This window comes from Flavobacterium rhizophilum (assembly GCF_046000485.1).
GTDB classification, from domain to species: domain Bacteria; phylum Bacteroidota; class Bacteroidia; order Flavobacteriales; family Flavobacteriaceae; genus Flavobacterium; species Flavobacterium rhizophilum.
In genome coordinates, this window is record NZ_JBELQB010000004.1 from 63,886 (window position 1) to 86,647 (window position 22,762).

Here is a 22,762-nt window from a genome sequence, read left to right on the forward strand (position 1 = left end):
TGCACTTCACTAAATTTTTGATATGAAGAACTTTGTAGAAGAGCTAAGATGGAGAGGTATGATACATGATATCATGCCCGGAACCGAAGAACAACTGAGTAAAGAGGTTACAACGGCGTATATTGGCTTTGATCCAACTTCAGATTCACTACACATTGGTAGCTTAGTGCCTATCATTATTTTGGTGCACCTGCACAAATGCGGACATAAGCCTATTGCGCTTGTGGGTGGTGCTACAGGTATGATAGGTGACCCTTCGGGCAAGAGTGACGAGAGGAACCTGCTTGATGAGGAATCGCTAAACAAAAATGTGGAAGGAATTAAAAGAGTGCTTTCCCGTTTTCTTGACTTTAATGCTAAGGAAGAAAATGCTCCGGTGCTGGTTAATAACTACGACTGGATGAAGGAATTCTCTTTTATCGGGTTTGTGCGTGATGTAGGTAAACGTATTACCGTTAACTACATGATGGCAAAAGACTCGGTTAAAAAGAGGCTTACGGGTGAGGCAGGATCAGGTATGTCGTTTACCGAATTTACCTATCAGTTAATACAGGGTTACGATTTCTATCACCTTCATAAACATTATAACTGTATGCTTCAGCTGGGCGGTAGTGACCAGTGGGGTAATATTACCACGGGTACCGAGCTTGTTAGAAGAATGAACGACGAGGGGGCTAAGGCCTATGCTATGACCACTCCACTTATCACTAAGGCTGACGGTTCTAAATTCGGTAAATCCGAAGGCGGAAACATTTGGCTGGATGCCGATAAGACTTCGGTTTACAAATTCTACCAGTTCTGGTTAAATACCAGTGATGCTGATGCTGAGAAATATATTAAGATATTTACTTTCCTTGAACAGGGTGAAATTGAACAGTTGATTGAAGAGCACAAACAGGCTCCGCACCTAAGAGCTTTACAGAAGAAACTGGCACAGGAGGTAACCGTATTTGTTCATTCGCAGGAAGCATATGAGGATGCAGTTAAGAAAGCTGAGTTTGTTTTCTCTAACTACGACCGTGCTGCTATAGAGGCGGAGAGTGAGGAATTCTTTACTGATATTTTTGGTGAGTTTTTTACAACTCCAATTAAAAAATCAGTACTTACAGAAGGGGAGGATATAGTAGTGGTTTTAAGTGACCTTACCGGTATATTCCCTTCAAGAAAAGAGGCGAGGAAATCATTAGCGGCAAATGCTGTTGCTGTTAATAAAGTTAAGGTTGACGAAAGCTATGGTTTAAGTTCAGCCGATTTGCTTTTTGATAAGTATATCCTTGTTTCTTTTGGTAAGAAAAAGAACTTTGTAGTTCCTGTTGAGGACTAGTTTAAAATACAGATATGAAAAAGCCGCTCATTGAGCGGCTTTTTTAATGATTTATTGTTATTTCGATACGTAATGAAATGAGGTATGAGGTTGCAAGCCGACCTGATGAAATAAATCTTTTTGATATTGAGATTCCTCTATTCCGCTACGCTGCAATCGGAATGACACTCAGGTAACGGAAAATAAAAAAACGGCTCATTGAGCCGTTTTTTTATTTCATTGGAGTACCTCTAAGTTTCCTGAAGTTCTCGTATGTTTTTTCTACTCTTTCCTTTGGAGTTGTTTTAAACTCCTCATCGGTTACTTTGTATTGTTCCTGTAGCTCTTTTAGTCTTTTATGTAGCTGTTTTTGTATGTCGGCATAATTTGGGTCGTCATACAGGTTATGCTGTTCTTCAGGGTCAGTTTTCAGGTCATACATTTCCCATGCATCAATGTCGTCATAAAAATGAATAAGCTTGTAGCGTTTGGTTCTTACGCCATAATGCCTTTTTACCATGTGGAAGGCTGGGAAGTCATAATAATGATAGTATAGTGCATCCCTAAAGTCATCCGGGTTTACTTTATTGTCTAAAATAGGCTTGATGGATTGTCCCTGAAAATCGTCTGGTATAGTTGCTCCGGCATAATCCAAAAGCGTAGCGGCAAAGTCCAGGTTTTGTGTCATAGCAGGCACTACCGAACCTTTCTGGATTTTAGGCGGGTATTGTATAAGCAATGGCTGTTTCATGGAAATGTCGTACATAAAACGTTTGTCAAACCATCCGTTTTCACCCATGTAGAATCCCTGATCTGATGTGTATACTACTATAGTGTTTTCGGTAAGTCCGTTTGCATCCAGATAATCCAGTATTTTCCCCACGCCTTCATCTACCGATGCTATAGTGGCAAGATAATCCTGAACGTAACGCTGGAATTTGTATTCTGCCAGTTCTTTACCATGTAGGTTTGCTTTGTGGAATGCATCATTTTTTGCCTGATAGGCATTATCCCATATTTTGCGCTGTTCGGGAGTCATACGGTCAAAATCAGTAGTCCACGGGTTGTGTGCCAGTTCGGAGCTACCTGCTTTTTTGGTAAGTTTCAGGTCATGACCTTCATACATATCATCATAAATGGTCATTAGCTGCTGTTGTGCGGCAAGCTGACCTTCATGTTTGGAGAAATAAGTATCCGGTAACGGGAAATGAATGCTGTCGTACATATTAAGGTGACGTAAGGCAGGCATCCAGTTGCGGTGTGGTGCCTTGTGGTGTACCATGATAAAAAATGGTTTGTCTCCGTTTTTGTTTTGGTTTATCCACTCGATACTTTTATCGGTAATCAAATCGGTTGCATAACCTTCGGTAACAGTAGTGTCCTGTTGTTTTATGAACTGCGGGTTATAGTAATTTCCCTGATCGTTTAATATATCCCAGTAATCAAACCCTGTAGGAGTGCCTGATAGATGCCATTTGCCTATTATGGCTGTTTTATAGCCTGTCTGTTGTAGGTATTTAGGTAAAGTGGGCTGATCGTTGTCAAACTTATCTCCGTTCATCCTGAAGCCGTTTAAATGGCTGAATTTTCCGGTTAGTATGGTGGCTCGACTGGGGCCGCAAAGGGAGTTGGTACAAAAGTTATTGGTAAACAAAGCGCCGTTTTGAGCCAGGCGGTCAATGTTTGGTGTTTTTGCCAGATGGCTTATAGGGTGACCGTATGCGCTTATTGCCTGTAAGGCATGGTCGTCGGTCATTATGAAAATAATGTTTGGTTTTTGCGGTTGGTTCCGGGCTGTTTCGGCCTCTTTCTTTTTACCGCACGATGTTAATGCCAGCATAGCCAGCGTAGTGTAAAGTACTCTTTTAAACATGTGTATAATAGATTTGCGTAGCGGTAAAGATACGATTATCTGTGTAACGCTATGTTAAAGTACCATAAGGTTGCAGCCTCTTATATCTGAATTATCAAAACGTCCCAGTACCTCAAACGACTGGTTAGGGTATTTTTTGCCTAAGTCCTGTGTGGCAATAAAGGAGCAGGAGTTAATATTGGCAAGGTCTATCACGTTTATGCCTCCGGTTTTTCCTGTATCCACATAGCTAAGTGCATCTTCGGTATCACGGATAAGGATGTCCATCCAGGGCGGACATTCAAAAATACCGTCACCTAAAGAATAGGCTTGTGAAAGGAGTTCGGTCATTCCGTATTCCGAATGGATTTTGCCAACCCCAAAGCCATTGCACAGTATTTCATGGAGTTCTTCACGTATCATTTCACGGCGTTTACCTTTCATACCCCCTGTTTCCATAATAATGGTGTTCTTAAGGTCAAATTGCTGCATCTCGGTAAGGTCGAGCAGGGCATAGGTTACGCCTATAAGTAATACGTTTTGTCCGGCGCTTTCCAGTTCGGCAAGTTTTTTAATAAGCTCATTATAATTGTGCAGGTAAAAGCCGCTGTCGGGATTATTGGAGCGCTCTATGAGGTCTTCCACCATATAGATAAGTGAAGATCCTTCGCGTTCCAGATATGATGGTAATAGTGCCAGTACAGCATAATCTTCTATGTTGCCGTAAAACTGAGAGAAGGCCAGCCTGAAGCTGTCTTCATAATAAGTTAAGTCAGTAACAATGTGCCTGCTGGTAGTCATTCCGGTAGTTCCGCTGCTGGTAAAGGTTATCTGTATATTATCTGTACTGCTAATTACATCATGAGTTTTAAAAAACTGTATAGGTAGGAAGGGAATATCTTTAATCACTTTTACATTTTGCTTGTCTTTCCCCAGTAGTTCGCAAAAGTTACGGTATACGGTATTATTGTCAAACTGGTGCCTGAATACTTTAAGGGTAGTTTTTTCAAACTCCTTTTTTGATGCTATGGTGAATATATCGTTTGGGGTAAGCAATGGGTAAAAGTTTTGTCAAAAATACAAATAAAAAAGCACCGCTGTTGCAGTGCTTTAAATGTTATTAATTTAAATATCGTTATTTAACTATCAGTTTTCTGGTTGCAGTTGCTTCACCTTCTTTGATCTTAATAATATATACACCTGCAGTAAGGTTAGATATATTAAGCTCTTTACCTGTAATGGTTGTGTGAAGTATTTTTTTGCCCAGTATGTCAAAAATCTCTACCTCTTTGCTTTGAGATGACTTAGAGGTAATATAAACCCTGTCTGAACTTACCGGGTTAGGGTAGATGTTCAAACCTTCTATGCTCTCCTGCTGTACTTGTTGTACAGTTAAACTTTCTTTGTTTTCCTGAGCCATTGCGGCATAGGAAAAAAGGAAAAAGAACAATAAAGTAATATAAAAGTAGTTTTTCTTCATTTATGACTTTTGATTGTGTAAAGATATAAAATTAATTTCAAATATCATACCAAAAAAATACCCCTCTTTTTGGAGGGGTATTCTTAATAATATTATTTTCTGAGATTCGATTAGAAAGAATAACCAGTCCAAGTGAATACAGAAGAGTTAGCACCTGTTTGAGTAGCGTTTTCTGTAATTGTAGCGCTATCAGTTGGAGTGTTTTTAACAGTAGCTTCACCAAGACCGTTAGCAGCATCTCTGGTTACTGTAAGAGCAGTACCGTCAGCAGCAGGACCTTTAGAGTCAGTTAAGTCAATAAAGTCACCAGCAGTTACACCAGCACCAAATTTAGCATATCCGTTAAGGATAGTAGCTTTAGCGCCTCTTCTGATTTTGAATACATCCTGCATTGTAGCTTCAGCTCCAGGAGCATTGTTGATGATAGTGATTCCGTTGATAACGAAGTCAGATTGGTTGATATCAGTTGGAGAGTTACCGTCTAGGTTACCGTCGGCTTCAACACCTCTTGGGTCAACAGTTACAGCAGTGTAAGAAGCTTCGCGGATACCGTAAGCGTTAGTGATAGTACCTTTGTAGCCTTGAGTAAAGTCAAACATATCGTCAGTACAGTTAACAACAAGGATGTTGTTTACGTTTACAGTACCACCAAAGAACTCGATAGCGTCATCATCACCGTAAGTAAGGTAAATGTTGCTGATTTGAGTACCGTTACCAACACCGTTAAGTGTTAAGCCATTGTGCTCAGACTCATCATCAATTCTAGCACCAGTGTACTCAATGATTACATAGTCAAGAATACCTGAATTGTCAGCAACGTTGTCACCACCAAATAGGTAAGCGTTGTTTATTTCTGTAGCAGCTTCGCTGTTAGTTCCGTCCTGACGGCTAAGAGGAGCTTTACCGTTAAGGATGATACCACCCCAGTCACCAGCAGCCGGAGTAGCAGCGTCTGAAGTGAAACGGATTGGGTTTTGAGCATCACCGTCAGCGATGATTTTACCACCTCTTTCAACTAGAAGGTAAACGTCTGTACCACCTGCAACAGCGTTGATTGTAGTACCGGCAGGGATTGTTAGAGTAACTCCGTCTTTTACGATAAGAGCACCTGTTAATTTATAATCTACAGAAGCGTCAAGGGTTAAGTCTTGAGTTAGGTTACCGCTTAGGTTAGAATCTACCGGAGGATTAGTGCTTCCAGAATCGTCGTCACTTGAGCAGCTTGCTAAAACTAATGCTGCAACAGCAAGAATTGATAAAAATTTTGATTTCATTTGTCTATTATTAATTGTGTTTACTCGTTTAATTGTACTTAGTTTTTATTTCTGATGCAAAAGAACTAAGTGTACTTAACATGAACATTTAGTTAACATTAAGTTAGTGTTAAAACTTGTAAGTTAGTCCTAAGCTAAAGTCAAGACCAAGCTTGTAAGTAGATAATACAGTATCAGGGTTAGTGTTACCGTTAGATTCTCTTGTTAATCTAAAGTCAGGATTTAAAAGGTTTTTCGCTTTAAGGCTGATACCGAAATGCTCGCCCAGTGATGTTTGTGTTATAAAGTCAAGGGTTGGGATGCCTTTTTCAACTATGTTGGAAAAACCTCTTGTACCTATTGAGTAAATCCTGTCGCTGAAATAGTTCATTACTACAGACGATGTAAGGCTGTAACCTTCATTTTTAAGATTGTAAGTAAGGTCGGCATTTACAAGTAGCGGAGAGGCTCCCTGTAGCTTGTCTTCAGAATTAGTAAACTGTGGAAGAGGGTTCTCTAAGTCCTGTCTTGTATGAAGGTAAGATATGTTTGCTCCTGCAGATAATACAGTTTCTTTACCTGTTTCGTCTGAAGTTACTTTGTAGATATTCTTTTTGGCTTCAAGTTCAACACCCATAGCGTCTGCAGTACCACCTACATTTAGGTAAGTTAACGTGTTACCTCCTGAAGGTATTTCTGATCTTGCGATTGGGTTTTTAATGTGCTTGTAGAAACCTGTAATAGCTATTATTTCATCATCTTTTGGATAGAATTCCCATTTGATGTCTGCGTTATAGTTTTCAGAAGGAATTAATCCAGGATTACCTTGACTAGAGAAACTTACATCCTGATATTTGAACGGAGCCACCTCTTTAAACTGAGGTAATGTATATGACATACTACCTGCTAAACGTAAGATATTTTTGTCGTTAAGGGTGTACTTAAGGTTTAGGTTAGGAAGCACGTAGCTTTTGTCAATTTTAGCCTTACCGTTAGTGTCACTGTTAGAGATGTTAGTGTCATACTCTACTTCCTGTAATACTTTTTCAAAACGACCACCTACTACAAGTACAAGGTCATTGTTTATATTATGAGTGAAAGTAGTTAGTGCAGCATTTATAGTTCTTGTACCATTGTAAGTAAACGGTTCAAATACTCTTGGGTTGTTCATTGTACCTCTACCTGTTTGAAGCTGGAATACTCCGTTGTCAAGATTCTCCTGATTGAATAATCCATCAGCATCGTTTATGTCAACAGATGTAAGTGTTGAGAAACGGTGGTTGAAGATAAGAGCAGAGAAATCTCTTGTAGTATGCCTGAAGTTATAACCAACGTCAAGTTTGCTGTTACCTTCATTTTCAAATTTATATGAAGCTACTGCTTTACCTGCAAAATCATCTTCGTTAAGGTCGGCAAAATAACGCTCGTTATCACCTGCACTGTTTGTAGACGGAGTATAGTTGCCGTTTCTGTATAGGTATTTGTTGCTTCTTCTGTCCGGTTCAGTAGTTCTAATCATATTGTAAGAAGCACCAAGGTCAAGATCGATTTTCTCGTTAAGAGCGATAGTAGATAATAACTGGTTAACCCAAAGGTTGTTGTTGTTCATCTGCTGTCTTCTTAAAAACTCAACGTCACCTTCCTGCTCCGGGTTGTTAGGTCCTAAGTAATCACCAACAGACTGAGAGTTAGAATGGATGTAAAGTGAGTTGTAAGAAATTGTGTTTGAATTTTCAAAACGGTATTTAAAGTTACCCATTAATGTTTGTGAAACATTATAAGTGTACTTTTTGTAATCCTGATCCTGATATACAGTACCAATACTGGTTGTTTGTCTTATTTTACCTTCCCTGTATTTGTAGTCGTTGCTATAAGCGCCTACTAAATACATAGTGAAGCTGTTGTTGTTCTCAAAATCAAATCTTTTACCGTAAGAAGCGTTAGCTCCTGTGTTGATTTGAGTTGACTGTGTGTTTGGATTTAGCTTGTTTGCAAAATCATAAGAGTTAAGGTTTGTGATGCCAGCTTCTTTATCGGCTACGGTACCAAACCAGTTACCTCCGTCAAGTTTAAGGAAATCCTTGCTAACCGTTTGTGTGTTTACGCCGGTAGAGATTCCGATTTCGAATTCTTCGTTTCCTGAAAGTTCTTTAGAAACAATATCAATGTTAGCACCACCTACGTCACCATAGATTTCTGATCCGAAAGTTTTGTTTACACCAATGTTTTTGATAATGTTTGATGTAAAGAAATCTAAAGAGATGTTTTTGTATGATGGATCTTCAGACGGAAGAGGCATACCGTTCATTGTTGTAGAGTTGTAACGGTCTCCAAGTCCCCTTACAAATACGTTTTTAGCACCCTGTTGTTTTGTAACACCTGTCATTTTTGTTACAGCACCTTCGGCATCGCTAACACCTTTTCTTGACATTTCCTGTGCACCGATAGTTTGTTTTATTACAACGGCTTTTTTCTGTTCAGCAAGAAGTGCCGATTCTTTTTCACGGTTAATAGTAGTTTCCATAACAAGGCCTTCAAGTACTACGCTGGTAGATCCTAATGCTTCGTTTATAGTTTTTGTCTCACCTGCTTTAACGGTGAACGGAACTTCTTTAGCTTCATAACCAAGAAAGTCAATAATTAAAGTGTGGCTTCCTGCAGGTACAGAAAGTGTGTACTTTCCGTTTTCGTCTGTGTTTGTTCCAATTTGTGTTCCTTTTATAAGTATTGTTGCAAAAGGAAGGGGTTCATTGTTAAGATCTTTGTCGGCAATTGTACCGGTCACTGTACCTTTGTTTTGAGCAAAGCTCATGGCAAAGGTAAATAGTGTGATAATTAAAAATTTAAGTTTCATTTCGTGTCGTTTAATTTCGCTGCAAAGAAACTTCAGGTGTCCGAACCTATTGTTACAAAAACGTTACGTTTGGATTTACGTTTTATTATTAAATTGTTAACAGATTAAATAATTGTTAACCCGTTTGTTCATTTTGTATTATCTTTACCTTTACAGCCGCAAAACATAATATGTAACACCATTATGAAGAAAAAAGACATTAAGATCTTATTGGTTGACGATGAGCAGGATATACTGGAAATTGTGGGCTACAACCTATCTCAGGAAGGTTACCAGATCATCACTGCAAACAATGGTAAGGATGCCATAGTTAAAGCGAAAAAAGAACTTCCACATCTTATTATTATGGATGTAATGATGCCTGAAATGGATGGTATGGAAGCTGTTGAAACCATTAGGAAAGTGCCTGAACTCAGCAATGTGATTATTACATTTCTTACTGCAAGGAGTGAAGATTATTCGCAGGTGGCCGGGTTTGATGCCGGAGCGGATGACTATATTGCAAAACCTATTAAACCGAAATTACTTGTTAGCAAAGTGAAAGCTTTACTAAGAAGACTTAAGGAAGACGAAAGCAAAGGTGATGTACTTAAAGTAGGTAATATTGAAATTAACCGCGAAGAGTATAAAATCATTATGGAAGATTCTGAAGAGATTGTGCTTCCAAGAAAAGAGTTCGAACTTTTCTATCTGTTAGCTTCAAAACCGGGTAAAGTATTTAAGAGAGAAGAAATTCTTGATAAAGTATGGGGTAACGAAGTGGTAGTAGGAGGGAGAACTATTGATGTTCACATTAGAAAGCTGCGTGAAAAAATAGGTGACGAACTATTTAAAACAATCAAAGGAGTAGGCTATAAGCTGGAGATTTAGTGGCTATAAATTTTAAGAAAACATACAAGTTTGCTGTTAAGTCAGCATTATACATATCTTTATTCTCTGCTGCTATACTGGCAGGAATGAAATTCTATTATACCGAGATAAGCTGGGAGTTTATTTCGGTCTTCACTACGGCACTTTTCATTTTCTCATTTTTTGTACTGCAATACAGGGCAGAGCGTTTTATTTACCGGAGGGTAAAAAAAATATACGACGACGTTTCCCTTTTGGAGTCCAGTTCATTTAGAAATAAGCCTATCACTACAGATATGGCTACTCTTACACGCGAGGTAGAAAAATTTGCCCGCGATAAGAAAATAGAAATTGAGACCTTAAAGGTGCGTGAGGAATACCGCCGTGAATTTATAGGTAATGTTTCTCACGAACTTAAAACACCGCTTTTTACCGTTCAGGGATATTTGCTTACGCTGCTTGATGGCGCTATGAGCGATAAGACTCTGCGTAAAAAGTACCTTCAACGTGCCGAAAAAGGGGTGGAAAGGCTTATCTATATTGTTCAGGATCTTGATATGATTACTAAGCTTGAGGTAGGTGACCTTAACCTTAATTATACCAGGTTTAATATTGTTGAGGTGATACAAAATGTGTTTGACTTACTGGAAATGAAAGCCGATAAAAAAGGTATTATACTAATGTTTGATATGAAGTATATCAAACCGGTTATGGTATATGCCGACAGGGAAAAAATCCAGCAGGTGGTAACCAACCTTGTAGTAAACTCTATTAAGTATGGTAAGGAAAACGGTACTACAGAGGTTAGTATTGAAGATCTTGTGAACAATAAGATTATTGTGCGTATAAAAGATAACGGCGAGGGTATAGAGAAGAAAAATATATCCAGGCTGTTTGAACGCTTTTATCGTGTGGATAAGAGTGGAGCCCGTACCGAAGGCGGTTCGGGATTAGGGCTTTCCATAGTGAAGCACATCATAGAAGGTCATGATGAGAAAATATATGTAGAGAGTAAATACGGAGAAGGTTCAGAATTCTCATTCACCCTCGAAAAGACTAAATAAATCTTTCCAGGTTACCTCCTCAGTATCCATATTTTTTAATCCTTTATACTCGTTTACCTGCTCCAGGTCTTTTATGGTAAACTCATCTTGTGTGGCATAAGGTACCAGTCCTGATTTTTTAAGTTTTTGTGCCAGGTACTCCTGTTCATATTGTCCCGGTGTTGGGATAAAGAAAGCTTTTTTACCCAGTTTGGCCAAGTCCATTATGGTAGTATAGCCCGAACGGCACAGTATAAGTTCACTTTCGTTAAAAGCCTGTTCCAGTTCTTCACGCCCCATAAAATTGTAGTAGGTAATATTGTTTTCGGTAACAGATGTCTGTTCCCCGTCTATCACACCGCGTACAAAAAGTGTTTTGCCTTCGTAGCTTTTCAGTTCTTCTTTCAGTCGTTCCTCAAGCATGGTGCGTTGTGGTTCGGGTCCCGAAAGAATAACCATAAGGTCGTGTTTTTTAGGTATGCATTTTTTATTTAGCCTGCTTAAAGGGCCTATGTATTTTACCTTTAGCGAACAGTTTTCAGGATGTCCCAGTTTTCCGGTAAGGTTAGGTGAAGTGGCTACATCAGGTACCCAGCATTGTTTGTGTTTATTGATAAATATGCGGTGTATTTGTGTGGTAAACCATGTGGTGTTGCCGGTAAGTACATTAAGCTGGTGTGTCATAAAAGCCGATGGTACCTTACGGGAATATACTCCCATACGGTTGTCTGATATGATGCCGCTTATGCCATATTCCTTAATCCATTTTTTTACGGTTTTGTTTTCATTTCTAACCGCTTTTATCATGTTAGGAATCTGGAAAAACATTTTCAGCTTGAACAGGCTGCCGTTTTTTGCATATTCTATTTTGTATGACGGGAGTTCCAGTATCTTTTTTTCGGGAAACTCTTTTTTAAGTAATTCAAGAGCTACGCCGTCAGATGCGATAACAGGTTCAAAACCATGATATTCTAAAGCTTCAATAACAGGTATACATCGGGTGGCATGGCCTAGCCCCCAGTTTAAAGGGGTTACCAGTATTTTTTTGTTTTGCAAAACTGTGAGTTTTTAATAACTATTTAATAAGTGCAAGCTAAAACTATTCTCAGTTTCGTATATTTCCCTAATTTTACCAAAATTTTAAATTTAACCGTGGGAAGTAAAAATAAACTGAAGCGTTTTAGGGAAAACGAAACCTTTGGCAATGTGATTCAGCCAACAAGGGAAGAGGCATTGGAGGGTAATTTTCCGTTAAAAGGTAAATGGGGAAGCGAGTTTTTCAAAAATGATAATCCTATTGTTTTAGAGCTGGGTTGTGGTAAGGGCGAATACTCTGTTGGCCTTGCCCGTTATTATCAGGATAAAAATTTTATTGGTATAGATATTAAAGGTGCCCGTTTTTGGAGAGGAGCTAAAACTGCTGTTGATGAAGGGATACATAACGTAGGTTTTTTACGTACCCAAATCGAACTTATTGAACAGTTTTTTGCCGAAGGCGAAATCTCTGAAATATGGATTACTTTCCCTGATCCGCAAATTAAATACAAGCGTACTAAGCACAGGTTAACCAATACTGAATTCCTGCAGCGTTACAAAAGGATACTTACACCGGACGGTATAATGAACCTTAAAACCGATAGTGAATTTATGCACGGTTATACGCTGGGACTACTTCATGGTGAAGGACACGAGGTGATATATGCTAACCATAACATATATGAAAACCACGGTGCTCCAAAAGAGGTAACTTCTATACAAACATTTTACGAGCAACAGTATCTTGAAAAAGGTAAACCAATAACTTATATTCAGTTTAAAATAAAGTAAATATGGATATAATTTTCCCTGTGCTAATAGGTATACTTGTCGCAACACCGGGCATCCTGCTTCCGGGTTTGATAAATATGACAGCTGCCAAAATTAGCCTGAGGGATGGTAAATCGTGTGCTGTGGTTTTTGCTGCAGGAGCTACGTTTATTGTTTTAATCCAGTCGTACATAGCTGTATCATTTGCAAAGTTTATTAGCCGAAGGCCCGATATTATTAACCTTCTTGAAGAAGTGGGGCTCGGTATATTTGTACTGCTTACCATCTATTTTATATTTATAGCAAAAAAGCCTCAGCCAAAGGAAGATGAAGATGAACCTGTAAAACTAAGGTCGCGTACCAGTTGTTTTTTCTTGGGAGTACTGCTTTCGGTACTTAACTTTTTTCCAATTCCATATTATGTGGTAATGAGTGTAACGCTCTCGGCTTATAAGTATTTCTCTTTTGATAACCTTTTTGTGTTTCTATTTGTAATGGGGGCGGTGAGTAGTACTTTCGGGGTGTTTTACCTGTATATTGTTTTCTTTAAAAAGCTGGAAAACAGGTCAGGCTTTTTCATGAAAAACGTTAACTACTTTATTGGTGGTGTAACAGGAATAGTATCTGTAATTACCTTAATCAAACTGCTTAGAAATATGTAGCCATGCCCGAAAGCAAAAATGATAATTTTTTTGAAAGGGTATATGATGTGGCCCGCCTTATTCCAAACGGAAGGGTAACATCTTATGGGGCTATTGCAAAATACCTTGGTGCGGCACGTTCGGCAAGAATGGTGGGCTGGGCTATGAATGCCTGTCATGGCAGGGACGATGTTCCGGCACACAGGGTGGTTAACAGGCAGGGACTGCTTTCGGGCAAGCATCATTTTCCCGGTAGCAACCTTATGCAACAACTACTGGAAAGTGAAGGTGTCGAAATAGAAGACAATAAAGTGGTTCATTTCGATACACATTTTTGGAATCCTTCGGTCGAATTGGATTTTTAACTCTCATAATTACGCTTTTACTGCTTTAAAACTTTATTGTATAAAGTTTTCATACTATCTTTGCAATTTGAAATCAGTCTTAATAAGAGGCTGAAACAGAAAGGTATAAATATTATGAAATTAGATAGAAAAGAGATATTAAAAGCTCTTGAAACCATAACCATAGCCGGAGAGGGGCAAAATATGGTAGAGAGCGGTGCAGTGAGAAATGTACTTACTTTTGGTGATGAGGCTGTTGTAGAACTTGTACTTGCTAATCCGGCAATGCACATCAGGAAACGCGCCGAAGCCGATATTATAAAAACCATACAGGAAAAGGTAAATGCCGATGCTAAGGTTAAGGTAAATGTAAAGGTGGAAGCACCTGAAAAACCTGAAATTAAAGGTAAAGGTATACCGGGTATAAGCAATATCATTGCGGTATCTTCGGGTAAAGGCGGTGTAGGTAAATCTACCATTACAGCAAACTTAGCGGTTACCCTTGCTAAAATGGGCTTTAAGGTTGGTGTTCTTGATGCCGATATTTACGGTCCGTCCATGCCAATTATGTTTGATGTGGAAAGGGAAAAACCAATCTCGGTAGAGGTAGACGGCAAATCTAAAATGAAACCGATACAAAGCTACGGCGTGGAACTGCTTTCTATAGGCTTTTTTACAACGCCTGAGCAGGCTATTATATGGAGAGGTCCTATGGCTTCAAAAGCGCTTAATCAAATGCTTTTTGATGCCGACTGGGGTGAGCTTGACTTTATGCTTATCGACCTTCCTCCGGGAACGGGAGATATTCACTTGTCTATAATGCAGTCACTTCCTTTAACAGGTGCGGTAGTGGTTAGTACGCCACAGGCTGTTGCTCTTGCTGATGCCAAAAAAGGTGTGGCAATGTTCCAGCAGGAAAGCATCAATGTACCTGTATTGGGTATTATTGAGAACATGGCTTACTTTACTCCTGATGAACTTCCTGATAACAAATACTACATCTTTGGTAAAGAAGGTGCTAAAAACCTGGCGGCAGATCTTGATGTTCCTTTCCTTGGAGAGGTGCCAATTGTACAAAGCATACGTGAGGCCGGAGATTACGGTCGTCCTGCTGCCCTGCAAACGGCAACACCACTTGAGGCTTCGTTTGAAGAACTGGCACGATCTGTAGTACAGGAAACCGTAAACAGAAATGACAACCTTCCGCCTACAGAGGCAATTAAAATAACTACCATGGCTGGCTGTTCAGCAGTTAAAAAGAAATAACCCATGACAACAGAAGAAATTAAATTTAATGTGGAAAAGGCGCTGGATGAGATCCGCCCGTTCCTGGAGTCTGACGGAGGCAACATAAGTCTTATTGAAATTGAAGACGATAAGCATGTAAAAGTTAGGCTTGAAGGTGCGTGTGTAGGGTGCAGCGTTAACCAGATGACATTAAAAGCCGGAGTGGAAACTACTATTAAAAAGTATGCTCCGCAAATAGAAACTGTAGTAAATATAGCATAATGATAATTATGGCCTGAAGGCTGATAATTATCATAAAAAGAAAAAACAGTTTTAAAGAATTTTGCTTTAAAACTGTTTTATTATGTCAAGTAAGAAAATGATTAGTACCGATATATTAATAATAGGCGCTGGACCAACCGGTCTTTTTGCCGTATTTGAAGCAGGACTGCTAAAGCTGAAATGCCATATTATCGATGCGCTTCCGCAACCGGGCGGACAGCTGGCCGAACTGTATCCGAAAAAACCAATTTTTGATATTCCGGGATTTCCGTCAGTTTTAGCGGGAGATCTTGTAACTAACCTAATGGAACAAATTAAGCAGTTCCAGCCGGGCTTTACCCTTAACGAAAAAGCCGAAACCATAGAAAAGCAGGAAGACGGTACCTTTATTGTAACTACAAACAAAGGGACTAAACACCATGCTAAGGCAGTTGCCATTGCCGGTGGTTTGGGTAGCTTTGAGCCAAGAAAACCAATAATCGAAGATTTGGAATTCTATGAGGATAAAGGGGTAGAGTATTTTGTAAAAGATCCTGAACTTTTCCGTGATAAACGTATCGTTATTGCCGGTGGTGGTGACTCTGCACTGGACTGGAGTATTTTCCTTGCCGATGTGGCAAAAGAGGTTACACTGGTACACAGAAGGAATGAGTTTAGAGGAGCTTTAGACTCTGTAGAAAAAGTGCAGGAATTAAAGAAACAGGGTAAAATTAACCTGATAACTCCGGCGGAGGTAACCGGTATTCGAGGTGCAGAGCACATTGAGGAACTGGATATTGATCACGATGGCGGACACAGGACTATTAAAACCGATTACTTTATTCCGCTTTTCGGACTTTCTCCAAAACTGGGAGCTATTGCCAATTGGGGACTTGAAATTGAGAAAAATGCTATTAAGGTTAATAATGCACTGGATTATCAAACCAACATAGAGGGCATTTACGCTATAGGTGATGTTAATACCTATCCCGGTAAGCTAAAGCTTATTCTTTGTGGTTTCCACGAGGCTACGCTTATGTGCCAAAGTGTATACAATAAACTTAACCCGGGCAAAAAATTTGTTCTTAAATATACAACCGTAAGCGGTGTTGACGGTTTTGACGGAACCCGTAAAGAGGCTGAAAAGCAGGTTGTAAAAGCAATAGAATAGTATGGCAGATGTTACCATAAAAATAACAGACAGAGATGGTGTGATGCACGAAGTGCAGGCACCTACTGATATGTCTATGAATATAATGGAAGTGGTTAGGGCCTATGAACTTGCTCCCGAAGGTACCATTGGTGTATGTGGGGGTATGGCAATGTGTGCTTCCTGCCAGTGTTATGTGCTTAATGATGTGGAGCTGCCTGAAATGGGACCTGATGAGGATGCCATGCTGGCTGAAGCTTTTTACGTAAAGCCAAACAGCAGGCTGGGCTGCCAGATACCGGTTACAGAGGGCCTGGAGGGACTTGAAATTGAACTCGCTCCCGAATCATAAAATAAAAAAGCGTTCCAATTTGGAGCGCTTTTTTTATTTGAATGTTTTTGTTTTTTGGTAAATAAAAATATCTTTGGGCAAAACTATGCCCGGCCTTACTAATGACAAACACCGAATATTCACCCGGATTACATAAGCTGCTTACACTTAGGGTGTATAATATTGATATGCTAACCAACTTAAAGGGATTTAGAAATTTTTCTGAAAGTATTTTAATGAAATACGGATTGGAAGAGGTAGGCTTTTCTTCTCATGTTTTTGATAATGGCAGTTACACCGCGGCTTACTGTTTAAAGGAATCTCATTTATGTATACATACCTGGCCGGAATTTAACCAGCTTACTATGGATGTTTACCTATGTAATTATCTAAAAGATAATAGTGATAAGGTTAGACAGATTGCACAGGAGTATGTGGGCTATTTTGAGGCAGAGGTAATAAAAGACTTTGAAATTAATCGTTAAACCGATGACTGTTAGCTGCACTGAATGTAAAACCGTTACAGAAGCTGAGATAGAACTTAAGGTGGTTAATTTTGCCTGCCCTGAATGTGGTTCTCTTTTTGGTTATACTGCCGATGGCTCCAAAAAACGGTTAAAGACTTTTGAATATACCTTTAAGGATGTAATTTTAAAGGTAGGACAACGCGGAAAACTTAATGATACAAAATATATAGTTACAGGAGCTTTAGTGAAAAAAGTTGCTGCCGGTTATATGTGGCGCGAATATATTTTGACATCTCCTGATGATGAACAGCTGTATCTTTCAGAATCTGATGGTCACTGGATTGCGCTCCACGAAGCTAAAGAGGAGGCAGAAGATGGTCGTTCTGTTGGAACGGTTACTTATGATGAGATGACGCTGGATATTTTTAGTAAAAGCAGTGCCAAAATTATTTCTGCCGAAGGATTTTTTGATTTTAATATTCCGGAGAAAAATGTAAAGATGGTTGAGTATATCAATCCTCCTTATTTGTATTCTATAGAGAAAATAGGTAAAACCGAAACAGGATATTTTGGTGAGCACATAGCTGCATCAAAAATAAAAAAAGCTTTTGGGATTGAGAGTATGCCGTCGAGAATAGGGGTTGGAATGGTACAGCCCTTTAGGTTTGGCGCCAGGAAAATGGGGATTATATTCTCGTGTTTTGCAATCCTTATCCTGATTAGCCATCTTCTTATATACAGTGGAAGGACAGAACAGGTGGTGTTGAGAAAAAAGATGGAATTCAGTGAATTTAATAATAAAGATTTTGTAAGTGATCCGTTCGAACTGAAGGGAGGAGCAGCGCCTCTTACGATTTCAGTTCAGTCAGATGTAGATAATTCGTGGGCTTCACTACAGGTAGCTCTGGTTAATGAGCTTACCAATGAAGAAGTTTATGCAACTAAGGATGTAGAATACTATCACGGCTACAGTGAAGGGGAAAGGTGGACTGAGGGCAATGGTACCGAAAAGTTTAATCTTTGTGGTGTGAGTGCAGGTAAATACCATTTAACAATAACCCCTACCAAACCGGCAGAAGATTCATCTAACAGGCAAATAAGTGTAACTGCAATTTGGAATGTGCCTACACTCTGGAATGTATTTATGTTTATAGGTATTATGCTGGGAATAGTTGTTGTGGCTTATATTGCCCAAACGTTTTTTGAACAGAGAAGATGGTCTGAAAGTGATTATTCACCTTACAATAGTTAAGTAGTAATGAGGAAAGACAGGATAAAACCGTTTATAAAAAACAATATAGCAGCATTGCTGATAGGTCTTGCAGTTTTTGCTTTATTCCTTAAATATACTTTTGAAGGAAATAAGCTTTGTGACTGCCAGAAGACAGAAAAATACAATTCTGCATCAGGTGGTACACATTCACGTGCTGCAGGAGTGAATCATTTTTATCATAAATAAAAGTAAATACTATGGATATTTTTTTAAAACCCGTTTTAAGTTCGTTACTGTTTTCCTTTTTAGGACTTGCCATTTTATTAATCTCCTACTTTATAGTTGAGAAATTAACACCCGAAAACACATGGAAAGAAATAGTACAAAATAAAAACATTGCGCTGGCCATAGTTTTTGCCGCCTTTATAATAGGCATTGCTATTATTATTAGCGGAGCTATACATGGGTAATAAAAAGAACGGTTTTGAAGTACTGCTTTTCCTGGCAGTTTTTACCATAGCCACATGCGGACTGGTGTATGAGCTTGTTGCAGGTACACTGGCCAGTTACCTTTTGGGCGATTCGGTAAAGCAGTTTTCTTTCATAATAGGGGTATACCTGTTCTCTATGGGGGTAGGATCCTATTTCTCAAAATTCATAAACCGTAACCTTTTAAATACTTTTGTAGATATAGAGATACTGGTAGGGCTTATAGGAGGCCTAAGTTCGGTAATACTTTTTATATTGTTTGAGAGTGTCTATTATTTCCAGTTTATATTGTATTTGCTGGTATTTGTAACCGGATGTTTGGTGGGCCTGGAAATCCCGCTGCTTATGAATATACTTAAGGACAGGATTGAATTTAAGGATCTTGTCTCTAATGTTTTTACTTTTGATTATATAGGGGCTCTGCTGGCTTCTATTTTATTTCCGTTAGTATTAGTACCGCAACTAGGTATAATGAAAACATCCCTTTTCTTTGGGATGATTAATATGAGTATTGCCATAATACTAAGCTTTGTTCTTAAAAATGAGCTTAAAAGGGCAGGGCTTTTAAAACTGAAAGCTATACTTTCTTTTTTGGTTCTGTTGACGGTTTTTATTTTTTCGGAACAGATACTTTCATATTCTGAAGGCAAACTGTATGGTGAAAATATTATTTATACACACACTACTTCTTATCAACGTATTGTTTTAACCCATAATAAAAGCGATTATAGACTTTATCTTAATAATAACTTACAGTTTAGTTCTAAAGACGAATATCGTTACCATGAGGCTTTAGTACATCCGGTAATGAGTATGGCAAATAAGGTTAATAATGTTTTGGTTTTGGGTGGCGGTGATGGGCTCGCAGTGCGTGAGATATTAAAATACAAGGATGTTAACCATGTTACACTGGTGGATCTTGATGAGGGAATGACAAAACTTTTTAAAACCAACTCTGTACTGGCAGGTTTTAATAAGCATTCATTAACCAATCCTAAAGTAACAGTAATAAACAGTGACGCCTATATTTGGCTTAAGGAGTGTACACAAAAGTTTGATGTTGTGATTGTAGATTTTCCCGATCCGTCTAACTATAGCCTGGGTAAACTGTATTCTCTTAATTTTTATAAAACCCTTAATAAATCGCTAACACAGGACGCTATGCTGGTTATACAAACCACTTCGCCATATTTTGCACCAAAATCGTTTTGGTGTATCAATAAAACAGTAGCGCAGATATTCCCTGTGACCGATGCTTATCATGTATATGTGCCGTCGTTTGGAGAATGGGGATATACCATAGCAGCAAACAGTCTGTCAGAACCGTTAGGCAATGTTAAGCGTAAAGCAGACAGCCTGAGGTTTTATGATTATGACTACAGTAGGTTAAACGACTTTTCTAAAGACATGTTAGCTAAGGATGTAGAGATAAACCGATTGGATAACCAGATATTAGTACGTTATTTTGATGAGGAATGGGGAAGGTTATAAAAGTTCGAGGAGGACATTCTTAAAAACTTTAGGAGCTCTAACTGTTGGGATCGCCTTTATGCAATCGTGTGCAAAAAAAATAAAATCACTTGCTGTAAAGCTTACCGGTACATCCCATATTTTAGGACATCGTTTATGGGCTAAGGACTTCCCTAAACCAACCCGTACTATTGCTATACCATACCTTATTGCGGGAGGAGGTATAACCGGACTTAGCGCTGCACGGCAGTTTCGTAAAAAGGGGATTCACGATTTTTTACTTTTAGAATTGGAGGGTCACCTTGGTGGTAATTCATCTAACGGAAAGAATTCCTATTCTAAATATCCTTTAGGTGCACACTACCTACCTTTGCCAAACTTTCACGATAAGGAACTGATTACGTTTCTTGAAGATGAAAAAATAATTACCGGATATGACGAATTGGGACTTCCGGTTTTTGATGAGGAACAGTTAACCTTTTCACCTCAGGAAAGGCTTTTTTATAAAAATACCTGGCAGGACGGACTGGTGCCGCGTTATGGTATCTCGGAAAAAGGAGAAAAAGAGTTTGATCATTTTTTTAAGCTCATGAATGCTTTTAAAAATGAAAAGGGCTTTGACGGGAAATATTTTTTTGATATTCCGGTATCGGCATGTACGGCAGATACTAAATTAAGCTACCTTGATACAATGAGTATGGAACAATGGCTCACACGCGAAGGTTTTACTACTGAAGAAGTTTTTGAGTATATTGATTATTGCTGTCGGGATGATTTTGGGTTGGGTGTAAAGTATGTTTCGGCTTGGGCAGGGATACACTATTTTGCTTCCAGAAAGCACAATTACGGAAACGATAAGGAGAATGTATTAACCTGGCCGGAAGGAAATGCCAGATTAGCATCTCACTTAAAGAAATATTGTGAAGGGAGAGTTCTCAATAACTGTATTGTTTTTGATGTACGGGTTCAAAATAACAAGGTTTTGGCTAAGGCTTATGATGCAGTTGCTAAAGAAACCTTATTAATAGAGGCTGATAAAGTTATTATAGCTACGCCTCAGTTTGTGAACGGTTATATTTTTAAAGACCGTAAACAGTTATCAAAACAGTTTACCTATGCGCCATGGTTACTGGCTACTATTACGCTTAGTTATTTGCCTGATGATTACAGTCGTCCGCTATCTTGGGATAATGTGATTTATAAGGGTAACGGTTTGGGATATATATACGACCAGCACCAATCGTTAAAACAGGTACAGGATAAAAAAGTGATTACTTATTATCATGCTTTCTCCTGTGATAATGTTGCTAAAAAGCGAAAGGAAATATATAAACAGCCACAGGAATATTGGAAAACATTTGTTTTTAATGACCTGAAAAAGGCTCATCCTGATATTGAGTTCCTGGCAGAAGATATAACTGTTCATATATTGGGGCATGGTATGGTTAGCCCCGTTGTAGGGTTTATGTTTAATCCTGCTAAGAAAAAGGCAGCACAGCCAGTGGATAATAAAATTTATTTTGCCCATAGTGACCTTTCGGGTATATCTATATTTGAGGAAGCTTTTCATCAGGGTATTAATGGAGTAAATCAGTTGTTACATGACTCAGCCCTGGATACATAAAGCTAAAACCGACAGTATGTTTATACTAATGCCTCCTTTTTTGGTGCTGGCAATAGTGTTTTTTTGTCAGGACTGGCTTATCTGCTTAGAGAATAGGTATTCGTTTTATACCTGGTTGTTTCTTGTGGTTTTTATAGATGTTGCCCATGTGTATGCCACATTGTTTAAAACCTATTTTGTTCCTAAGGCTTTTAACCAGTACAAAAAACTTTTGATTTGGCTCCCTATAATCTGTTTTACCATAGGTTTAGCCCTTTTTATGATGGGGAGTAAGGTGTTTTGGGTTACATTGGCTTATGTAGCTGTATTTCATTTTATACGCCAGCAGTATGGCTTTATGAGGCTTTATTCGCGTTATGAGCCTAAAACAAAGCTCAATGTTTTTTTGGACAACCTTACCATATATGCTGCAACAGGTTATCCTATGGTGTATTGGTTTATGAGCCCGCCGAGAAACTATACATGGTTTATGGAGAACGAGTTTTTTACTTACAGAAATGATGTTCTTCTGGAGCTTTTTGGATACCTGTACTTGTTGATTTTACTTACTTATGTATTCAAAACAGGATATGCTTTACTAAAGACAGGTTATTTTAATGTTCCAAAAAATGCTGTTATTATTGGCACTGCAGCTTCGTGGTACTTTGGTATAGTATATTATAATAACGATTTGGTTTTTACCATGCTTAATATAGTATCTCATGGTATCCCATATATGGCACTTATTTATTTGAAAGAAGTGGAGCAGAAACAATTTAAAAAAGGAGAAGTGTCTTTTTTAAAGTTTATAGGTGGTTATAAGGCGATACTGGCATATGTATGTATTTTACTGTTACTGGCCTTTTTTGAGGAATACCTTTGGGAGATAACCGTTTGGAATGAACAGTTTTCGTTTTCAGGAAGTACAGTTTTTCACAATTGGCATTTCCTTCTGGTACCTTTGCTTGTTGTACCACAATTTACACACTACATACTGGACGGGTTTATATGGAAAACGCCCAAAAAAGCTGCATAGCTACAAACTGAAATAGTATTCCTGCCCACTCTAAGTTTTTGTAGGGGAATGTAGTTTTACTGGACTGAAATTTTAACAGGTAGCATAACA

At 38.7% G+C, this 22,762-nt stretch carries 23 protein-coding genes; 17 read left to right on the plus strand and 6 right to left on the minus strand.

What is annotated here, in order from left to right; all coding sequences use genetic code 11:
* Positions 1-22: 22 nt before the first annotated feature.
* Complete coding sequence (gene tyrS, locus ABS768_RS06070) at positions 23-1,324, plus strand: tyrosine--tRNA ligase (protein ID WP_408074084.1); 1,302 nt, start codon at positions 23-25, stop codon at positions 1,322-1,324.
* Between the two features lie 211 nt (positions 1,325-1,535).
* Here tyrS and ABS768_RS06075 read toward each other — a convergent pair whose 3' ends face one another.
* The 5 genes from ABS768_RS06075 to ABS768_RS06095 form a co-directional block, all read right to left on the minus strand.
* A complete protein-coding gene (locus ABS768_RS06075; RefSeq protein WP_408074085.1) occupies positions 1,536-3,176 on the minus strand; it encodes a sulfatase family protein in 1,641 nt (546 codons plus the stop codon).
* A gap of 54 nt (positions 3,177-3,230) precedes the next feature.
* Positions 3,231-4,211, minus strand: coding sequence for a LuxE/PaaK family acyltransferase (locus ABS768_RS06080; protein WP_408074086.1), 981 nt, complete (start codon positions 4,209-4,211; stop codon positions 3,231-3,233).
* A gap of 79 nt (positions 4,212-4,290) precedes the next feature.
* Complete coding sequence (locus tag ABS768_RS06085) at positions 4,291-4,635, minus strand: T9SS type A sorting domain-containing protein (protein WP_408074087.1); 345 nt, start codon at positions 4,633-4,635, stop codon at positions 4,291-4,293.
* Positions 4,636-4,745: 110 nt separating this feature from the next.
* Positions 4,746-5,909 (minus strand): hypothetical protein, encoded by a 1,164-nt coding sequence (locus tag ABS768_RS06090; protein WP_408074088.1) that lies wholly within the window; start codon positions 5,907-5,909, stop codon positions 4,746-4,748.
* Positions 5,910-6,018: 109 nt separating this feature from the next.
* Positions 6,019-8,742, minus strand: coding sequence for a TonB-dependent receptor (locus ABS768_RS06095; RefSeq protein ID WP_408074089.1), 2,724 nt, complete (start codon positions 8,740-8,742; stop codon positions 6,019-6,021).
* Between the two features lie 183 nt (positions 8,743-8,925).
* Here ABS768_RS06095 and ABS768_RS06100 point away from each other — a divergent pair, with 183 nt between their 5' ends.
* Entirely contained in the window at positions 8,926-9,612 is a 687-nt protein-coding gene (locus ABS768_RS06100) for a response regulator transcription factor (protein ID WP_408074090.1), read from the plus strand.
* Positions 9,612-10,655, plus strand: coding sequence for a sensor histidine kinase (locus ABS768_RS06105; protein WP_408074091.1), 1,044 nt, complete (start codon positions 9,612-9,614; stop codon positions 10,653-10,655). The genes ABS768_RS06100 and ABS768_RS06105 overlap by 1 nt, the downstream gene beginning before the upstream one ends.
* Here ABS768_RS06105 and ABS768_RS06110 read toward each other — a convergent pair.
* Positions 10,629-11,690 carry a glycosyltransferase gene (locus tag ABS768_RS06110; RefSeq protein WP_408074092.1) on the minus strand — a complete coding sequence of 354 codons (1,062 nt, stop codon included), beginning with the start codon at positions 11,688-11,690 and terminating at the stop codon, positions 10,629-10,631. The two genes, ABS768_RS06105 and ABS768_RS06110, sit on opposite strands and share 27 nt — an antisense overlap.
* A 96-nt stretch (positions 11,691-11,786) precedes the next feature.
* Here ABS768_RS06110 and trmB point away from each other — a divergent pair, with 96 nt between their 5' ends.
* The 14 genes from trmB (at position 11,787) to ABS768_RS06180 (ending at position 22,672) form a co-directional block, all read left to right on the plus strand.
* On the plus strand, positions 11,787-12,461 hold the full coding sequence (gene trmB, locus ABS768_RS06115; RefSeq protein WP_408074093.1) for a tRNA (guanosine(46)-N7)-methyltransferase TrmB: 675 nt from the start codon (positions 11,787-11,789) through the stop codon (positions 12,459-12,461).
* A 2-nt stretch (positions 12,462-12,463) separates the two neighbouring features.
* Positions 12,464-13,102, plus strand: a complete 639-nt coding sequence (locus tag ABS768_RS06120) for a lysine transporter LysE (protein ID WP_408074094.1) — start codon at positions 12,464-12,466, stop codon at positions 13,100-13,102.
* 2 nt (positions 13,103-13,104) lie between these two features.
* Entirely contained in the window at positions 13,105-13,446 is a 342-nt protein-coding gene (locus ABS768_RS06125) for an MGMT family protein (protein WP_408074095.1), read from the plus strand.
* A gap of 114 nt (positions 13,447-13,560) precedes the next feature.
* Positions 13,561-14,691, plus strand: a complete 1,131-nt coding sequence (locus ABS768_RS06130; protein WP_408074096.1) for an Mrp/NBP35 family ATP-binding protein — start codon at positions 13,561-13,563, stop codon at positions 14,689-14,691.
* 3 nt (positions 14,692-14,694) lie between these two features.
* Positions 14,695-14,934: a NifU family protein gene (locus ABS768_RS06135; protein WP_035134441.1), complete on the plus strand. Its 240-nt coding sequence runs from the start codon at positions 14,695-14,697 to the stop codon at positions 14,932-14,934.
* Between the two features lie 97 nt (positions 14,935-15,031).
* Entirely contained in the window at positions 15,032-16,084 is a 1,053-nt protein-coding gene (locus ABS768_RS06140) for an NAD(P)/FAD-dependent oxidoreductase (protein WP_408074300.1), read from the plus strand.
* 1 nt (position 16,085) lies between these two features.
* Complete coding sequence (locus ABS768_RS06145) at positions 16,086-16,415, plus strand: 2Fe-2S iron-sulfur cluster-binding family protein (protein ID WP_408074097.1); 330 nt, start codon at positions 16,086-16,088, stop codon at positions 16,413-16,415.
* 101 nt (positions 16,416-16,516) lie between these two features.
* A complete protein-coding gene (locus ABS768_RS06150) occupies positions 16,517-16,879 on the plus strand; it encodes an S-adenosylmethionine decarboxylase family protein (protein ID WP_408074098.1) in 363 nt (120 codons plus the stop codon).
* A 4-nt stretch (positions 16,880-16,883) separates the two neighbouring features.
* Positions 16,884-18,113, plus strand: a complete 1,230-nt coding sequence (locus ABS768_RS06155; RefSeq protein ID WP_408074099.1) for a DUF4178 domain-containing protein — start codon at positions 16,884-16,886, stop codon at positions 18,111-18,113.
* Positions 18,114-18,119: 6 nt separating this feature from the next.
* Positions 18,120-18,320 carry a hypothetical protein gene (locus ABS768_RS06160; protein WP_408074100.1) on the plus strand — a complete coding sequence of 67 codons (201 nt, stop codon included), beginning with the start codon at positions 18,120-18,122 and terminating at the stop codon, positions 18,318-18,320.
* Positions 18,321-18,331: 11 nt separating this feature from the next.
* A complete protein-coding gene (locus ABS768_RS06165; RefSeq protein ID WP_129750729.1) occupies positions 18,332-18,544 on the plus strand; it encodes a DUF350 domain-containing protein in 213 nt (70 codons plus the stop codon).
* On the plus strand, positions 18,537-20,054 hold the full coding sequence (locus ABS768_RS06170) for a polyamine aminopropyltransferase (protein ID WP_408074101.1): 1,518 nt from the start codon (positions 18,537-18,539) through the stop codon (positions 20,052-20,054). Before ABS768_RS06165 ends, ABS768_RS06170 begins: the two co-directional genes overlap by 8 nt.
* Positions 20,032-21,657, plus strand: a complete 1,626-nt coding sequence (locus ABS768_RS06175; RefSeq protein WP_408074102.1) for an NAD(P)-binding protein — start codon at positions 20,032-20,034, stop codon at positions 21,655-21,657. Before ABS768_RS06170 ends, ABS768_RS06175 begins: the two co-directional genes overlap by 23 nt.
* Complete coding sequence (locus ABS768_RS06180; RefSeq protein WP_408074103.1) at positions 21,635-22,672, plus strand: hypothetical protein; 1,038 nt, start codon at positions 21,635-21,637, stop codon at positions 22,670-22,672. The genes ABS768_RS06175 and ABS768_RS06180 overlap by 23 nt, the downstream gene beginning before the upstream one ends.
* Positions 22,673-22,762 lie beyond the last annotated feature (90 nt).